Consider the following 16,679-nt stretch of genomic DNA (forward strand, 5'->3'; position numbering starts at 1 on the left):
AAGGCTCGAACGAACTGAACCTACTGTTGATTGGGCCGTACCCCTTATCAAAAACGCAACAATTCACCCGTGGTCACTTCGAGCCAGATTGCCTGCGCCAGGCCTATTTCTACTGCTTGCTTCGCCAATTCGGGTGATGCCGTCAATGCAATCGCGGTTGAAAGGCCGTCAGCTTCAGCTGCGGTCTTCGCCTTCACGCTGACAGATCGCCAACTGGGGATGGTTTTGGTCAGATCCGGGTTCACAATGTGGCCATTGCCGTTTTCGAAACGGGTTCCCAAAGGCGCAGATGTCGCTACTGCCGAATTGAAAAGCTGAATGCTATCCAACAACTCACCTTGCTGACCGGCGATACCAATTTGTGCTGACTGTTCCCCCGCACGGTATTCACCAATGTGAACCAGGTGGGGCGCAAAACCATGCGCATTCAGGACTTCGCTAACCCGATCCGTTGCAAAGCCCTGTGCTATTCCATTCAGTGTCATTGCCATTCCCGGTACGGCAAACGACAAATGCGCCGATTGCCTTTGAACCTTGGCCCACCCAACCTTCTCCGCAAGCGCTTTCTTGTCGGTCGCTGACAGCTCTCCGTCCGCGCGCGCCTGTGCCACCATCAGGGGCTGAACCGTCGGGTCGAACAATCCGTCAGTCTGGCGGTGTATCTTGTCCACCAAACTCATTAGGCGGGCGAACTCGGGCGGCATTTCCAGGAAACCGTTCGCATTGAGTGCGTTCAATGCGGATCGCGGTTGGTAAAGGGAAAACAACCTTTCCATCCGTAGCACAGTGTCTCTTGCTGCGGCGATGGCCTGACCTGTCTTGGTCTTGTCGGCACCGAACAACCGGATCTCCGCTTCCGCCCCGAGTGCACGTCCGCGCCAGACAGACACCTCAGACTGCGCAGGAGAACTTCCGGATGCCGACATGGCACACCCGGCCATAATAGTGAGGAACCGGCGTCGACTAGGCTTCAAAGCTGCCTCCCCCGTTTTGCAAGGATCAGCGGAACGCACTGATTGTCGTCGTCATGAATGGTCACGCAATCAAGACATTGAAAGCACTCATCATATTTGATGCCACCGGTCGGTTTGATTGCATTGTAATTGCATTTTACGCGGCATAGCTGACAAGGACTGCCACAAACATCCCTGCGTGGAATCCAATCTCGCAGCCGCAGAAATCCGCCAATCGCCATCACCGCCCCAAGCGGGCAGATGTAGCGGCAGAACCCCTTGAACACCACCATGCTGAGCAAAAGCAGACCGACGCAATAAAGAACAAAATACCATTCCCGGACAAAAAAAGTTGTTATCGCGGTCTTGAAGGGTTCCACTTCAATGGCAGTGTCGAGATAGGTTGGCGCCAAGATCGCAAGCGCGAGAAGGCCAGCAAGGATCACATATTTGAGCTTGACCAGCCAGAAGTCGATGCGATCGGGAACCTGGATCTGCGGAAGACGCAACAGTCGGCCAAGATAGTGCATGAACTCCTGCATAGCGCCAAAAGGGCACATCCAACCGCAGAAGAACCCGCGCCCCCAAATGACAAATGTCAGCAGCACAACACCCCAGATCAAGAGTGAAAACGGGTCATAGAGCAGGAATGCCAGGCTCTGCCCTTCGAACAGGCTGCGCACAACGCCAAGGACGGTCGCAATGGAAAGCTGCCCTTGTCCCCACCATCCGACGAAACCGATCACGCCCGCCAAAATTGCGAGCCGAACAAGGGTATATTGTCGAAACCCAGCCAATCTCGACTGGCCCAGCAACAGCAGAGGCACCAGCGCGGCAAGTCCGCCGGCAAGCACCACGAGGTCACCTGACCTTGCATCCATAGCTTGGCGCCATACTGGAACAGGGGCGGGAGGTTCGTCCTTTATGAAAAACCGCTCGTCTGTCTTGTGTGCAACTGTGAAGTCAACTGTTCCGATTTCAGGCCGAAAAGACCCATGTTCCCGGACAGCACGGACTGACAAAGACCATTCATCGATCGGATTGAAACCCAGTCGGCGATCTGTCCGCAGCACCATTGCAAATTCGCCGGGTATGCCGTCCCGCAATTCGACATCCAGATCGGCGTCCCGCAATGAAATCGGCAAGCCATCCTGACTTGCCGTGATCAAATTGGGGCTGGTGTTTCGCACAAAATCCTCAGTTACAAGGCCGTGGCGCCCTGCATCGATCACAAGGATCGGCTCATCGTCCGGCGACAACTCCTGGAAGTTTCTGAGCTGGCTCAAACTGTCCGGCTCTAAAATGGCTTCGGCAATTGCAGGAGGGCCGAGATCGACCACCCAGAGGTCCAGATAGATTTCGTCCGGCTCATCCTTTGCCACGGGGTCGTCATCGGCCCAGATCGAATCTGCAAACGCATCGTCGACTTCACGATTGGTAACCACCCGGCGGCCCGCAATACCCTCCTCAACAATTTGCTCCCAGGTCAACGGTTCAGCGTGTTCAAGGTCCGGTTTGGCGGCTGCCCGTCCGCCAATCCCTTGCATCTTTTCACGCGCAACCTTGAGCGCGGCAGCAAGCAGCGTTTCATGAGCGATACGCACGCTGGCTGTCGCCTTTGTCACACCATCAAGATAAACAAGCGATGAGCCGCTGCTTTGGTCACCATAGGGAACACCAATGACCAGTGAATCGGTGATGGAGTATCCCTTGTATTGCGAAATGAATTCCTGAAACGGGGCTTCGCCAAGCCCCGAGACGAAGATCGGTTCGTTGTGAGAAACGATATCCACGTCAATCAGGCGCCCTTCCAGCGTCAGAATGACAAACAGATTGATCGGGGCACCTGAAAAACCGGGAAGTGGTGCCAAAGGCTCCGTCTCAAATGCGTAGCCGGAAACCCTGCCATCCAGGTTGATCAGCTCATATATGCCGCCTTCAAGCAGGTCCCCCAATTGATAGGGAGGTTCGATGTAACGCGCTGCTTCTTCCCGCTCCAGTTCCTCAGCGCTGCTTGCTGAGAGCAATAGTAAAAGAACCGCAGCGGCAAAGACGATGTGCTTTGCCAGCCCGCCCAGACAGCCAAGCGCCCTGTTTTGAAACTCCTCCATGAGAGGCAGTTTTTCTGTTCGGAAAAACTGACGCAACTGTCCTTTAGATCAAGAAGGTTTCCGGAAAGCATTCCCTGCCCTGTACCAAAGGACAATAAAATCGTTGACCCAGATCAACGTCGCATAGTTGCGCATGGCGTTTCCTCCTCTTATCCAAAAGAGGAGAAATCCCATGTCAATCCGGGACGTATTTTTGGCAATTGCAGTGGTTTCACTTGCGCAAACCGCACAAGCATCGGAAGTCTTTGAGAAGGCCAAGATTACTGCTGGAGAAATGCTTTACAGGGTAGAGTGCCGGCGCTGCCATGCACCCAATTCGAACGACCCGAGTTACGGACCACCGCTTGAAAACATCATTGGCCGAGGAGCCGGGACGTTTCCGGACTATGACTATTCTGAAGCTCTTGCCGCTTCAGGCATTGTCTGGACCCCTGCTGCGCTTCGCGCCTGGATGGAAGACAACACCGGTTTTCTTCCTGGAACAAAGATGCGCCATGTCGGCATTCAGGACAGGACTGTCCAGGATTTTATCCTGACGTACCTTGCAAGCCTTGCACCACAAAGTGACAAGTGACGTGAAAAAACGGCAGGAAATCAACTGCCTCGAGACTTCAGAGGCTTTGTAAAGGTTGGCAAAACGGATTGCCGGCACCTTCGAACAGCTCAATCAGCAATGAGTTTGCGATCAGACGCCGGAACAGCACGCGTGGGTGCTGTTCCGGTTATTTGCGTTAGGCCGGAACCTTGGTTTTGCGCAAATACGGCAGAACGGTCTCAAACGAACCGAACTTTGCCTTGGCATCTTCGTCACTTACGGTCGCCGGGATGATTACGTCCTGACCGACTTCCCAGTTGGCCGGTGTTGCAACACCCTTGCCTGTTGTCTGCAGCGCATCAAGCGCACGCAACACTTCGGCAAAGTTACGGCCGACCGTCATCGGGTAGGTCATCGACAGTTTCAGCTGCTTGTCCGGTCCGATAATGAAAACCGAACGCACAGTCGCACTGTCTGCAGGTGTACGCCCATCCGGCAGATACGCTTCTGACGGCAACATGTCGAAGGCCTTTGAAACTTCCAGCCCCTCGTCGGCAATGATCGGAAAACCGGCAGCAGCACCACCGACCTTTTCAATATCGGCTTTCCACTTCTTGTGATCATCCGCGCTGTCGACCGACACGCCGATCACCTTGGTGCCCCGCTTTTCCCATTCCGCTGCAAGCTGTGCAACAGCGCCGAACTCAGTGGTGCACACCGGGGTGAAGTCTTTGGGGTGACTGAACAGGATCGCCCAGCTGTCGCCGATCCAGTCATGGAAAGTGATCTGACCATGGTCGGTTTCAGCTGTGAAATTCGGAACTGTATCGTTGATACGAAGTGACATGTGATGTGTCCTTTCAGTCTTCGTGGATCGGAGGCGGAAGGCGAATGATCAGCCCTGCTTGATGAGTTCGGCTTGATGTTTAGTGCATGTTCGGCACTTGGTCCAATGCGGCAATGAGTACCTTTACCGAGAAAACCCAGCCGAACCGAAATGCTCACGGAACTGACCTTGGTCTGTTTCACTCGATATGCATTCTCAGCCAAGCACTTTCAAGGAGCCAGTTGTGCCGCGCTCAACGAAAACAACCACCAAATGAGCTCATTTGAATTGGCGTCAAATCGACACTCTGTAAAACGCTAGGCAAGTTTGAACCAGCCCCGCTGCCGGGGCCCTTGAAGAGCAGACAACAAGCTCACGTTCGCGCTTTTTCGAACGCGGTCCATGCGGCTTGAAATTTCTCGAAATTGAACCCTGGTTCGCGCGCAGGGCCCAAAACCAGCATTTCTGTTTCCAGAAGTTTTCGGATGGCATTTGCAAGGTTTGGCAAGACCGCATCCGGTATCACAAGTGCACCGTGGCGGTCAGCGTGCACAAGTTCACCTGGGTGAATATCAAGGCCAAAGATCTTCACGGGCGTGTCGATTTCCTTCACATGCACATATCCATGGCTCGGGCCGATGGATCCGGCGACAACCGGAAACCCTTCAGGCAAGTCGCCAAGATCGCGCATGACGCCATTGGTGAGTGTGCCTGCCAGATCAAACCCCTTGTGCAGCGTTGTGTTGATCTCCCCCCAGAAGGCACCAATCGCATTTGGATAGTCGAGGTCTTCGACAACCGTTATCGCCGGACGTGGACCTTCCGACATATAGCGGTAGTAATCCATACGCCGAGCCTTGATAACCTCGGCCGGCTCCGTTGGCGGTGCCAAAGCGGAGATCTTTGCCGTTCTTGCAATTCCGACCATCGCGCCGGCCTCTGGCGCGGAACACAACATTGTGCCGCGCGTGAAGCGATTGAAACCCCGCCCTCCTTCGGCGACTTCGATTGCGTTGCAGACAGTCGGGGTATCGACGGATTTCAGGAGGTCGATGAGGTCAGTATCCATCAGATTTCCAGCCAGGTTTTAAACGCCTCGTTGACAGCGTCAGGTTGTTCAAGTGTCGGGAGATGCCCAGCACCTTCCACGACCGTCAAAGTCGATCCGCTTATGAGGTCATGCATCAGTTCGTGTCGGTCGAGCGGGCAAAGCCTGTCTTCGGCGCCCATGAGGATCAGGGTCGGACACGCGACTGCGGCCAAGGTCTTCTGTTGATCCGGCCGTGTCTGCAAGGCCCGTGATTGGCGTTCGAATACACCAGCCCCCAGATCCAGCGCCATATTCATGCAGAGATCCAGGACATCCTGGCGACGCGGTCCGTTTGCCAGATAATTGGGCTTCAATTCGTCTCTCATGACGTCCTTGAGGCTGCCGGCCCGGACCTTGTCTATCTGCGGTTCACGGCCTTGCTTGACCTCATCGAGTTCGGCGCGCGGATTGGTGTCGAGCAATGCAAGCCTTGCAACGCGCTCCGGCGCTTGGCGGACAACTTCCATTGCCACAATGCCGCCCATTGAAAGGCCGGCGAGCGCGAAACGAGAAGGCGCATTTTGCAGGATTTCTTCGGCCAGTTCACCGATGCTCGCATGCCCTGTCACAGGCGCCAGATGCAATGGCACCTTGCCCGACAATTCGGCGATCTGCGGTCCGTAAAGACGCGCATCACACATCATGCCGGGCAACAGGACCAAAGGTGTCACGCACGCTCTCCGGCAATGGCAGCCCCTTCGGCGAGTGCGCCAAGCTTGGCATAGGCAATTTCAGGATCAACGGCACCAAAACCTGCAAATGTTCCGAAGCCACAATCGGAGCCCGCAATCACCCTATCTGAACCGACAATGTCGACAAACCGGTCGAGACGCTGTGCAACAGCTTCCGGGTGCTCGACAAAATTCGTTGTGGTGTCGACAACGCCCGGTACAAGGATCTTGTCCTCGGGAATTTCAGATTTTCGATCCCTGAAGACGGACCATTCATGAGCATGGCGAGGATTTGACGTCTCGAAGAGGACATACCTTGCTCGCGCGGACATCAACGTGGAAAACACCTTGTCCATGGAAATATCGCACACGTGCGGTCCTTCGTAGTTGCCCCAGCAAATGTGAATCCTCACATTGGCTGGATCAATGTTCTGCAGGGCATGGTTGAGAGCCTCGATATGGCTCGCAGCAATCTTCAGAAACTCTTCATCGGACAGATCGGTGAAGAGCATGTGCCGCGACAGGGCCAGGTCGGGACAATCCAGCTGCAAATCCAGCCCTGCACCAACGATTGTCTCATACTCCGCCTTCATGACCTCGGCCAGGGCTTCAAGGTAAGCCTCACGCGAAGAATAAAAGTCGTTCTGCAAAAAGAGCGAGATCACCCCAGGGGACGCTGCATTCATAAAGCCGCGCTCGACTCCATTGGCTGCCATCGCCGCCTTCAGATTGGCGATGTCCTTTTCCAGCTCTCCCTGCCCTTTTGAACGAACTTCACCAGTACACATCGGCCGGGCGTATTTCGGAGTGCCGCCGCTTTCTGCGATGCGTTTCAGAAAACTCGGATAGAGCTTCAAGTCAGCAGGAGCATTGCGCGGACTGTCACCTGAAAAACCAGTGTATCGATCCTTCACGTAAGTCGCGTAAGAAATCTTGGAAGTCTCACCATCGCTTACAATGGACACACCCGCATCCACCTGTTTGCGCACGGTGTCATTGACTGCTTCCGTCATTGCCGCATCAAACGCAGCGACTTCATAGTCGTCACCATTTTCCCGGGCGAATATGTAGTCGACGACTTTTTGCGTGCGGGGAAGCGATCCCACATGCGTGACTTCAATTTTGCTCATGTGCATTTCCCCCTTGCGGAACCGGTTGGCCTGTCCATCAAAACTCAATGTCACCCGATCCAGGTTGGTCCGGCGGGGTCGGCTGTGTTCATAACTCTGAAGAGGCTGGCTTCTCCGCTCATCGACGGTTCCAGACGGTGCTCCAGTTCTGGCGGCACAGCGCAGGTGTCCCCCGGAGCCAAGACCTTCTCGCCACCTGTCCAGCTGAGTTTCCAATGACCGCGCATGACCATCAGGATCTCGTGGCAGTTCAGCTTGTAGGCGGTATCGGGGATCGATCCGCGGGTCAGGAATTCGACTTCAAAACCCGGTTTGTCTTTGAGGAGTGCGTTTTCACCGATAACCTTACAGGGATTGCCAGCTGCAAGCGCCATCATGTCCCAGTATCGCGCGACATAATCGCGAACGACAGCGTTGTTGCCAGGTTCCGGAAACGCCTTGAGTTCTTCTTCGCTCAAGAGGGGCATCGGATTGACATCAGCAGGCAGTGACTGACCTTTTTTGGTGTCATAAAGAACGCCGTTTTCACCCAGCACAAGACCATGATCTGCTGCGTCTTCGATCACCTGTGGTGCCCAGGTCACCCCTCCGCCGGCATCGTCACCGCCAAGGATTGCCATGATCATCCCGTAGTCCGTGCCGATGTTTTCAAAACCACGGAAGATTCCGGTCGGAATATTGAAGATGTCGCCTTCTTCAAGCACCATTTCCCCGGCCTTGCCCCAACGACCCCAGAAGAAACGCCAGCGCCCTTTCAAGACATAAAACACTTCGGCAGTTGTGTGCGAGTGAAGTGAATTCCGACACTTTGGCGGTTGTCCGGCGGCACCTATGTTGAAGCCTGGCGTCTCTTTGATATGGACGTGCTGGTCCGGGCTTTCGGAAACACCGCCTCCAATGATCGTAAAGTTCTCCTTTTGATCGGAGCCCGGCGTATGGGCATCGATAAAGGCCGTACGGCAGGGTTTCAAATCGCCGTATCGGACGATCCGTGTTTCCATTTCTTCAGGGGTCATAACGGAACCTGTTGGTGTTGTGGCTGGCGGTCAGCCTGTTTTCAGGACAATCTGTTTCCAGACCGCCGTTTCATCAAAAAGTACGTATTCACGGCGCAGGCCCCATGGGCCGAACTCGGCATGGGCAGCGCCCATCACATGGACCTCGGCACCGGACGGCTGTCCAAAGGCACCCCAGCCGTCATGTATGCCCTGGAGCGACCAACGAAGTGCCGCACGCGGTGGCATCAAAGGGTCATCGCGCCCAATCTGGTGCTCGATATTGAATTCTGCTGACGGAAAGCTTGCACGCAGTCCCATCCAGAACCGGTCTGCATCACCCCAGGAACAACCAGCAGCCCCACCAGGATAGGCAAGCTGGCAGGCCCGATCATATTCAGCTTCTATGGCTGCCATATCGGCATTCATGATCCGTGTGAGAATGTCCGCGTATTTGGCGCCCCACTCATTGTCATTGCCTTTGCCCTTGTATGGTCCCGGCTGGTCAATGGACGGCGTGAATGGAGGCACACAATCCTCAGGGCCGCCTTCACGCACAATGAGGTCTCTCGCATAGTCTGCCGGATCCCAGCCCATTTGGCGCACGATTGCGCCCTGATCTCGGATCAGCCACTCGTCATTGATCTGATTGTTGATCGCGTGACAGTCGGCGATGATCCGGTACCGGAGTTTCTTGCCGCTTGCCTTGCCGTAGACACCGCCCCCGAGATGGGTCGCTGTAGAAATGATCCGGTGAGACGACAGCATGCCTTCTTCAGGCGAACCGGACCAAATGACATCTTCTCCCAGAAGCGTGCGATCAGGAAACTCGGCAAGTGTTGCCATTGTCGCACCGATAACGTCCTGGTTGCCAACAACGACAGACCCTGGCGAACGAACTACGATGTCGTCGGAATAGTAGTGATGAAGCGTGGCAATCTTTCGCTGTTCCCAGATTTCCCGGGTGATCCCGATGATATAATCGGGAAAATCCTTCCAGCGCGGGTCAAAGCCTTTCATTCGGCCATCCTTCCGGTATACGTGCGGACCCGCGGATCATGAGCGGCCCATCAATCTTGATTTTCTGAACGTCCTTGCTGCCTTCCTCGATCCAGCCAAGCAGCGTGGAAACCGTCGCTTCCACCATCCGGTTGGAAGGTTGGCGCAACGTTGTCAGGTCGTACGCGGGCCAGGAAGAAAGAGGCACGTCATCGTAGCCGACGACCGAAACATCGCCTGGAACATCCAGTTTCAACTCAAACCGCAAAACGTCCATGACGGCGAAAGCCATATGATCGTTGCCGACAAAAACCGCGTCAGGGCGGTCCTCGCCCTTGAACATGTCTAGTGCTGCAGCGGCCGCCGTCTCACGCCTGTACATTCCGTCAACACAGGCCACCAGGTCCTGACCTGCTGCTGCCAGCCCCGCCCGGAAACCTGCTTCACGGTCCCGTCCTGTTGAAGAACCAGCCCATCCGGCAATATGCGCGATGCGTTTGTGACCGCCGGCCACCAGGAATTCAGCAATCTTTCGGCCACCTTCGAAATTGTTGGAAGTCACCTGATTGAGGCGCTCGTCATCCTGCCCACGGTTGAATAGCACCACTGGCACACCGGCGCTCGAGCAGCGAGAAGCAAGCTCGTTCGACATGCCGACCGAGGCGGTGATGATGCCGTCGACCTGGTAGTCGAGCAGTTCACCCATCACCTTGTCGATGCCGGCATCATCATTCGACACCATGAAAACAAGAATGTGGTACCCGTGTGCCTGAAGGGCATTTGAAAGCTTTTCCAAAGCATCCGGGTAAAACTGGTTTTCCAGATAGGCCACAACGAGGCCGATGATGCGAGAGCGCCCCGTGATCAGTGAGCGGGCGAGAACATTTGGCCGATATCCAAGCTCCTCAGCCGCTTTCAGGACTTTGTCTGCCATTTTCGGAGACACGGAGGCACCTGGCGTGAAAACGCGGCTGACCGCCGACTGGCTGACACCGGCATGCCGCGCAACTTCAACTGAGGTGACTTTTTCGTTGCCCATCAATCTGCCGTCCAACCTCCGTCGATCAGCATGGACGTTCCGGTCACGAGGGACGATGCATCACTTGCCAGGTAATGCACCGCGCCCATGATGTCTTCCACAACGCCAGTGCGTCCCAACTTGATCTTTTGTTCGATCCATTTGACACGCTCAGGATTGTCGAAGGTCTGTTCGGTGAAGGGTGTTCGGATGAAGGTTGGGCAAATGGTGTTGACCCGCACCTGCTTGGGCCCGAATTCCAGGGCCATTGCCTTGGTGAAGCCTTCGACGGCAAATTTCGATGCACAATAGACTGCGCGATCGATGCCACCGACATGCGCCATCTGAGATGACATGTTGATCAGGGAACCGGGTCTCCCCGCTTCGATCAGGCCCCTGGCGACACACTGCGTGATGAAATAAGCGCCCCTCAGATTGACATTCATCACCGCGTCAAAATCTTCAGGCGTGGTTTGTGTCGCCGGAGTGTGCCGAGCAAGGCCTGCACTGTTTACAAGTACGTCAAACGGCCCGTGCCTTTCCACGCTCACCTGCACCTCCAGCACATCGGCAATATCGAGCTGCAAAGCAGATGCCTTCCAGCCTCGTCCATTGAGCGCTTCGACGGCCTCTTTGAGCTTTTCCTCGCGTCGGGCAGCCAGGACAACCTCGCCACCAGCTTCCGCCAATGCTGTGGCACAAGCCAACCCGATACCGGATGAAGCGCCTGTAACAAGGACACGTTTTCCGGCGAGAGAAAAACTTGGGGTGGAAGGAAGCTCGATCATTTAAGGGCCACTCCGGTGTCTGGGTCAAAGCCCGCACTGGCCTTGTTGAATTCCCGGAGACGATGGAAAACGTCGACATCGAGTTGCGCATAGGCGTCCAGCAGATCGACCAGCACCCAGTTTTCACGGATCAGTCCGTTCTCAAGTCTCCAAAAATCCAGGCTGCGCATGGTGATTTTCTTGCCGGAAGGCGCAATTCCCATCCAGCCGTCGTGCGAAACGGTCTGAATCATGTTCGGCCAACCGGTCACGGCGGCATAATTTCTATCGCCAAAGAAGTGATACTGGACCTGATCCACGTATTTTCCTCGGTCCGGCATACCGTTGAGGAATGGGATCTGGTGCCATTTGCGGAAGCCCTCGATGCCGCGTCCGGTCCCGATACCGGACGGGCCGTACCAGCTCATCCGAGGGTGCCAGAATCTCGGCATTTCCATAACTTCAGGGCCACCTTGCGACGGGTGCCGCTTCATGTAAGTGAGCATATCGATAATGTGCTGACAGGTGACCTCGCCGGCGCTTGCGTCGTAAGGTCCTGGCACAATGCCATCGGCAGTGGCAGGTCCCGGAACTTGCCACTCCCTGCCTAGACTCGGTGCCATAGGCCAGGCGTTGGCCTGCATCATGACCTCCGGTATGTCCCAAAGAGCCTGAAACTCGACCACCTTGCCGTCGGCAAAACGGAAAAACTCGTGAAAACGCATGGCGACCTGGTGTCTGGTCGCCGGGATATCGAGCCAGGGGCTCAAAAAAGAACCGGTGTAATACCCACCGCATCCGACCCAGTCATTGCCCTCAGGTGTCGGCCCGGCCATCACGATAGTATCGCGGCGCTCCAGGTCAGGTATGGCCTTGAACAAGGCAGCATAGGCCTTGTCATAAAAAGCGTCGCTTCCCGTCGTTTCGCCAATTGGATGGCAAAGACGAAACACGGCATCCGGAGCACAAAGGTCGGTGAGCGCCTTGCGGACACTCACCTCCTCAAAATCGTACATCGCTTCGCGCAAGGAGGCGATGCGTTGCTTGTGCTGCGTATGCCTGTCCAGCGTCATGCGCCTGGCACCTTCATCGGCCAGAAATCGATCATGACATTCTTCTGAAAGGCTGGGCGTTCACACAGTCGGTCGTAATATGCTTTGAGCCCCGGCAGATCCGCGCGGTCAAACTCCAGCTCATAGTATCGGTACAGCAGACCGCCAATCTGAAAGTCGGCAAGGTTAAGCGTGTCGCCGCCGATATAGGGACCCTTTATCAACTGTTCGACAATGGTCATGGCTTGTTTAAGTGTTGCCTCTGCCGCAGCAATTGCGGCTACGTTCCGGTCTTCGACCGTGGTGCGCACAAATTGTATGAAAATGGTCGGGATAAGCGGGACATAGATGTGCTGCCTCGACATGTCTGCCCAGCGCTCGATCTGAGCAGCAGCCATCGGATCAGAGGGATGATCGCCATATTTGCGCATGAGGTAACGCAATATGGTCATGGCCTCTGAGAGGGTCTGACCATCGTCTTCCAACACGGGCACCAGACCCAGCGGATTCATTGCAAGAAATTCCGCCGTGTCATTGCCGCCGAACGGCCCACCGACATCAAGACGTTCATAAGATATGCCCAGTTCTTCCAGGCACCAGACGACGGGCTGAACATTGGCGGATGTCAGACGTCCATGGACCTTTATCATTCTGCTGCTTCTCCATAAGGTACATTGCCGCCTCCATAGCGGCGCACCCGGATATTGGCCTGTTCAGCATGGCCGACGAAACCCTCAAGCATGCAGAGACGGGAACAATAAGCGCCGATTTCAGCTGCGGCCTCGTCTGTCAGCACTTTTTGGTAAGAGTGCGTCTTCAGGAATTTCCCAACCCAGAGGCCGCCTGTGTAGCGGCCGGCCTTCTTTGTCGGCAGCGTATGATTCGTACCGATGACCTTGTCACCATTGGCAACATTGGTTCGAGCGCCCAGGAACAGCGCACCGTAGCAAGTCATGTTTTCAAGGAACCAATCGTCCCTGTCCGTCATCACCTGCACATGTTCAGACGCAATATCGTTGGCGACAGCCAACATCTCATCATAGCTGTCACACAGAATGACTTCGCCATAGTCTTCCCAGGATTTCGAAGCAGTCTCGGCTGTCGGCAAAATGCCCAGGAGACGGTCGATTTCCGTCAATGTCCCGGATGCAAGCTTGCGGGAATTCGTGACGAGGACGGCTGGAGAGTTATAGCCATGTTCTGCCTGCCCAAGAAGGTCTGTCGCGCACATTTCAGCGTCAACCGTTTCATCCGCAATGACCATGGTTTCCGTCGGCCCTGCAAAGAGATCGATCCCGACGCGCCCAAACAGCTGTCGCTTGGCTTCAGCAACAAATGCGTTTCCAGGACCGACCAGCATATGTACAGGGTCTATGGTCTCTGTCCCGATCGCCATTGCGCCGACTGCCTGAATACCGCCGAGCACGTAAATCTCGTGTGCACCACCCAGATGCATGGCCGCGATAACCGCGGGGTTCGGCGCACCTTTAAAAGGCGGCGTTGCGGCAACGATACGCGGTACTTTCGCCACGGATGCCGTTGCGACGGACATATGCGCTGAAGCGACCATCGGGAACTTGCCACCAGGCACATAACAGCCGACCGACTGAACCGGGATGTTTTTGTGACCGAGAATGACACCGGGCAAGGTTTCCACCTCGATGTCGAGCATGGATTCGCGTTGCGCCTGCGCAAATTTCCGCACCTGCTCCTGCGCAAACTTGATGTCGGCCATGTCACGCGGCGACACCTTGTTCATCAGGGCTTCAATTTCGGACGGCGACAGGCGGAAGGACTGCGGTGCGTAATTGTCGAACTTTTCTGAGAGCTCGCGCACGGCAGCATCGCCGCGTGTCTCGATCTCGTGCAGCGTTCCCTCGACGATGGAACGAACCTTGGCGTCATCCTCAGACCGTTCGGCTTCCGGCTTGCCACGCTTGAGATATTCAATCGCCATGTTTCTTCCCTTTCAAAGCGCCGGCGAAGGTCTTGTTCCGGCCTCCTGCCCTTTACGCAAAGTTGTCAATTCTCAATTTGCATACGTATGCAGAACAATCAAGATGCTTATTCAGATTGCTCTGGAAGTGGTTCGCGGCCCGGCTAGGCCGCCTTGCCAGGAACAGGAGGTTGACGGTCGCCACGGTCGAAGGCCTCCCACCCTTCCCCATTGAAGACGTCTCTTCCGAGCTGAGCCAGAACATGCGGAAAATCCACCATGACCCAGTTGTCGACAATCTTGCCATCAACGACTTTCCAGAAGTCCATGTAGCGGATTTGGATCCTTTTGCCGGTCGGCTCGATGCCCATGAACGCACCTGAATGTGTCGCTTCCTGCCTCCCGAATGCAGCCGCCCACTCGCCCATGTAAAGACGCGCTTCATCAACGCAAATCTTTTCCGAAAAGGCCGCCTGAAACGGCTTTTGCCAATTGTCCTGAAATTCCTTGAGTCCGGTTTTCGTGCCGCAGCCGGTGTTGCCGAGCCAACGGAACCCTTCAGAAAAGAATTCTCCAATGTCGGCGATCCGGTGGTCATTGAGGCCATCGACCATTGTCTCGATGACACGTTTCGTCTCATCGGTTTTGCTCATATCCGTATCACGGCTCAAAACAGCCTGTTCTGGACGAGATCCCTTCATGTTCGGCCTCTGTTCATTTCGTCAAAAACATCAAAACCCATTTGCAAAAGCACATGTGGCACATCGACAAAGACCCAGTTCTCCATCAACTTGTCTCCCTCACGTCGCCACCAGTCGCACACGCGCATATAGAGACGATCCCCTTTGGACGGTTGCCCCAAAAACGGCTTCGCCTGAACCGCATTCAGCGATGGCCATCCGCCTGAACAGACATAATTACCGTCACCAAATCGCGTGAAATGCCGGGTACGGCTGCCTTCAACGGCTCCTCCGATCCACTCGCTGAATGTGTTTTCGAATGGCACCTGGAACCCGGCGAAGCTCTCCAGTCCCGCAAAACTGCCAAAGGCGGCGGGGCCATACCAGAGCATGTTTTCATGCCAGTACGGGCGCCACTGTTCGTCCTTGGTCGCGAGCTTGCGCAGCATGTGTGTGACCATCTTCAGGGAGACCGCGCTTACCGCCGGATCATTGTGGTGCCACTGCAGACCGTCCTGGGTCACCGGACCAGGCAAATACCCCGTATAGCCGCGGGTCGCGCCTGGTGAAACGGCAATTGGCCACTGACTGGCCGCAATCATCAGCTCGGGAATATCGAGATAGATGTAGCTCTCGACAGCGCGCCCTTCTTCCATTCGGTGGAACTCGCCAAAGCGGAGATACGCCAGCGTTCCTGTGGGCCTGATGCCAAGCCAGGGCGATGTGAAATTCCCAAAATAGTAACCTGTCGAAGTGACCCAGCTTGCCTCCTCAAAGCTGCCGCCAAAGGCGATATAGTCTGACCGCCCAAGTCCGCTCAAAGCTTGAGTAAGTGGCTCCAGGAACTGGTCGATATAGCTGTCCGGACCGATAATCGCATCAAAGGGATGCACAAGATTGATAACCGCGTCACCGGCGAAAAAGCGGCGCGCTGCGGCCGCTGTGCCACCGGCACGTTCCAACCGGTAGGCGTCCACATACGTCTTCAGGGCAGCCTTGTTTGCCGGTATGGGAGACACCTGGTTCACCGATCAGCCTTTCACCGCACCGGCGGTCAGTCCGGAGACAATCTGGCGCTGGAACAGCATCACGAGCAGGAACAATGGTGCTGTGGCCGACACGACAGCCGCGACTGCAAACATGACGTTGCCTTCGGTGTAGGTCGTTCCGAGAAACGCCGCGATTTTCGGCACCATGGTCCGGTTCTGCTCGTTCAGCAGCATCGTGGTGACGGCAAAATCATTGTAGGCGAGCAGGAAGCTGAACAAACCGGTCGTGATGACGCCGGGCCACATCACCGGAATGATGACATAGCGAAAGGCCTGAAACTGGGTGCATCCGTCAACTTTGGCGCTTTCGTCGAGATCGATCGGGATCTTCTTGAAGAACGAGTGCAGCATCCACAAAGTGAACGGCTGGTTTATCGCCACAAGCACGATGATCGCCGTCGGCAGGTATCCCCAAAGGTTCCAGGCAAAGAAAGGCGGCAGATACCCGGAAACCAGCGTGATTTGAGGCATGGCGCGGAAAATCAGCGCGGCAATCAGGAGCCAGAAGACATAATTGTAGTTAGAGCGGCTGAGCGCGTATCCACCAAGAGTGCCAATCGTTAACGAGGTGACGACAACAAAGAGGCAGACAATGCCTGTATTCAGCGCAGCGCGCCAAAACTCTTCCTGCACCCAGGCACCGTAGTACCCTGCCCCGGTAAAGGCCGACCCGTGCGTTTCTTCCGTCAGCTTGCCTGTGATCGCATTGGTCCAGTCGGCGATTGAAAAGAAGTCGAGTTCGACCTTGAACGACCCCCATAGCGTCCAGAAGAACGGAAACGCAGCTAGCAGAAGCCAGAATACGATGAATAAGGTCGAGGCAACCTTCAGGGAAACCGGTGCCTGCCTGGCAGATGAACTCATGGC

17 protein-coding genes are annotated in these 16,679 nt (G+C 55.5%); 1 reads left to right on the forward strand and 16 read right to left on the reverse strand.

The annotated features are described in order from the left end of the window. Positions 1-47 precede the first annotated feature (47 nt). A complete protein-coding gene (locus FIV00_RS20690) occupies positions 48-926 on the reverse strand; it encodes an FAD:protein FMN transferase (RefSeq protein ID WP_173006082.1) in 879 nt (292 codons plus the stop codon). Positions 927-970: 44 nt separating this feature from the next. Then, positions 971-3,064 carry a 4Fe-4S binding protein gene (locus FIV00_RS20695; protein WP_152502534.1) on the reverse strand — a complete coding sequence of 698 codons (2,094 nt, stop codon included), beginning with the start codon at positions 3,062-3,064 and terminating at the stop codon, positions 971-973. A 172-nt stretch (positions 3,065-3,236) separates the two neighbouring features. Between FIV00_RS20695 and FIV00_RS20700 the strand changes: the two genes are divergently transcribed. Next, complete coding sequence (locus tag FIV00_RS20700; RefSeq protein ID WP_209006639.1) at positions 3,237-3,638, forward strand: cytochrome c family protein; 402 nt, start codon at positions 3,237-3,239, stop codon at positions 3,636-3,638. 157 nt (positions 3,639-3,795) lie between these two features. Here the strand turns inward: FIV00_RS20700 and FIV00_RS20705 are convergent, their stop codons facing one another. From FIV00_RS20705 to FIV00_RS20770, 14 genes are all read right to left on the reverse strand, one after another. After that, on the reverse strand, positions 3,796-4,446 hold the full coding sequence (locus tag FIV00_RS20705; protein WP_152502535.1) for a peroxiredoxin: 651 nt from the start codon (positions 4,444-4,446) through the stop codon (positions 3,796-3,798). A 352-nt stretch (positions 4,447-4,798) separates the two neighbouring features. After that, a complete protein-coding gene (locus tag FIV00_RS20710; protein WP_152502536.1) occupies positions 4,799-5,494 on the reverse strand; it encodes an RraA family protein in 696 nt (231 codons plus the stop codon). Then, entirely contained in the window at positions 5,494-6,186 is a 693-nt protein-coding gene (locus FIV00_RS20715; protein ID WP_152502537.1) for an alpha/beta fold hydrolase, read from the reverse strand. The genes FIV00_RS20710 and FIV00_RS20715 overlap by 1 nt, the downstream gene beginning before the upstream one ends. Then, on the reverse strand, positions 6,183-7,316 hold the full coding sequence (locus tag FIV00_RS20720; protein ID WP_152502538.1) for a cobalamin-independent methionine synthase II family protein: 1,134 nt from the start codon (positions 7,314-7,316) through the stop codon (positions 6,183-6,185). Before FIV00_RS20720 ends, FIV00_RS20715 begins: the two co-directional genes overlap by 4 nt. A 50-nt stretch (positions 7,317-7,366) precedes the next feature. Then, positions 7,367-8,332 carry a cupin domain-containing protein gene (locus FIV00_RS20725; protein ID WP_152502539.1) on the reverse strand — a complete coding sequence of 322 codons (966 nt, stop codon included), beginning with the start codon at positions 8,330-8,332 and terminating at the stop codon, positions 7,367-7,369. A gap of 30 nt (positions 8,333-8,362) precedes the next feature. Continuing rightward, a complete protein-coding gene (locus tag FIV00_RS20730; RefSeq protein WP_152502540.1) occupies positions 8,363-9,331 on the reverse strand; it encodes an ester cyclase in 969 nt (322 codons plus the stop codon). Further along, positions 9,318-10,349, reverse strand: coding sequence for a LacI family DNA-binding transcriptional regulator (locus FIV00_RS20735; protein ID WP_152502541.1), 1,032 nt, complete (start codon positions 10,347-10,349; stop codon positions 9,318-9,320). The genes FIV00_RS20730 and FIV00_RS20735 overlap by 14 nt, the downstream gene beginning before the upstream one ends. Continuing rightward, entirely contained in the window at positions 10,349-11,116 is a 768-nt protein-coding gene (locus FIV00_RS20740) for an SDR family NAD(P)-dependent oxidoreductase (protein WP_152502542.1), read from the reverse strand. Before FIV00_RS20740 ends, FIV00_RS20735 begins: the two co-directional genes overlap by 1 nt. Beyond that, complete coding sequence (locus FIV00_RS20745) at positions 11,113-12,168, reverse strand: ester cyclase (RefSeq protein ID WP_152502543.1); 1,056 nt, start codon at positions 12,166-12,168, stop codon at positions 11,113-11,115. Before FIV00_RS20745 ends, FIV00_RS20740 begins: the two co-directional genes overlap by 4 nt. Then, entirely contained in the window at positions 12,165-12,797 is a 633-nt protein-coding gene (locus FIV00_RS20750; protein ID WP_152502544.1) for a glutathione S-transferase family protein, read from the reverse strand. Before FIV00_RS20750 ends, FIV00_RS20745 begins: the two co-directional genes overlap by 4 nt. Further along, complete coding sequence (gene hisD, locus FIV00_RS20755; RefSeq protein ID WP_152502545.1) at positions 12,794-14,104, reverse strand: histidinol dehydrogenase; 1,311 nt, start codon at positions 14,102-14,104, stop codon at positions 12,794-12,796. The genes FIV00_RS20750 and hisD overlap by 4 nt, the downstream gene beginning before the upstream one ends. A gap of 143 nt (positions 14,105-14,247) precedes the next feature. Next, positions 14,248-14,784 carry an ester cyclase gene (locus FIV00_RS20760; protein WP_152502546.1) on the reverse strand — a complete coding sequence of 179 codons (537 nt, stop codon included), beginning with the start codon at positions 14,782-14,784 and terminating at the stop codon, positions 14,248-14,250. Then, positions 14,781-15,782: a hypothetical protein gene (locus FIV00_RS20765; RefSeq protein WP_152502547.1), complete on the reverse strand. Its 1,002-nt coding sequence runs from the start codon at positions 15,780-15,782 to the stop codon at positions 14,781-14,783. The genes FIV00_RS20760 and FIV00_RS20765 overlap by 4 nt, the downstream gene beginning before the upstream one ends. A gap of 12 nt (positions 15,783-15,794) precedes the next feature. Beyond that, complete coding sequence (locus tag FIV00_RS20770) at positions 15,795-16,676, reverse strand: carbohydrate ABC transporter permease (RefSeq protein WP_152502548.1); 882 nt, start codon at positions 16,674-16,676, stop codon at positions 15,795-15,797. Positions 16,677-16,679: the final 3 nt, after the last annotated feature.

This window comes from Labrenzia sp. THAF82, from assembly GCF_009363435.1.
Classification (GTDB): Bacteria; Pseudomonadota; Alphaproteobacteria; order Rhizobiales; family Stappiaceae; genus Roseibium; species Roseibium porphyridii.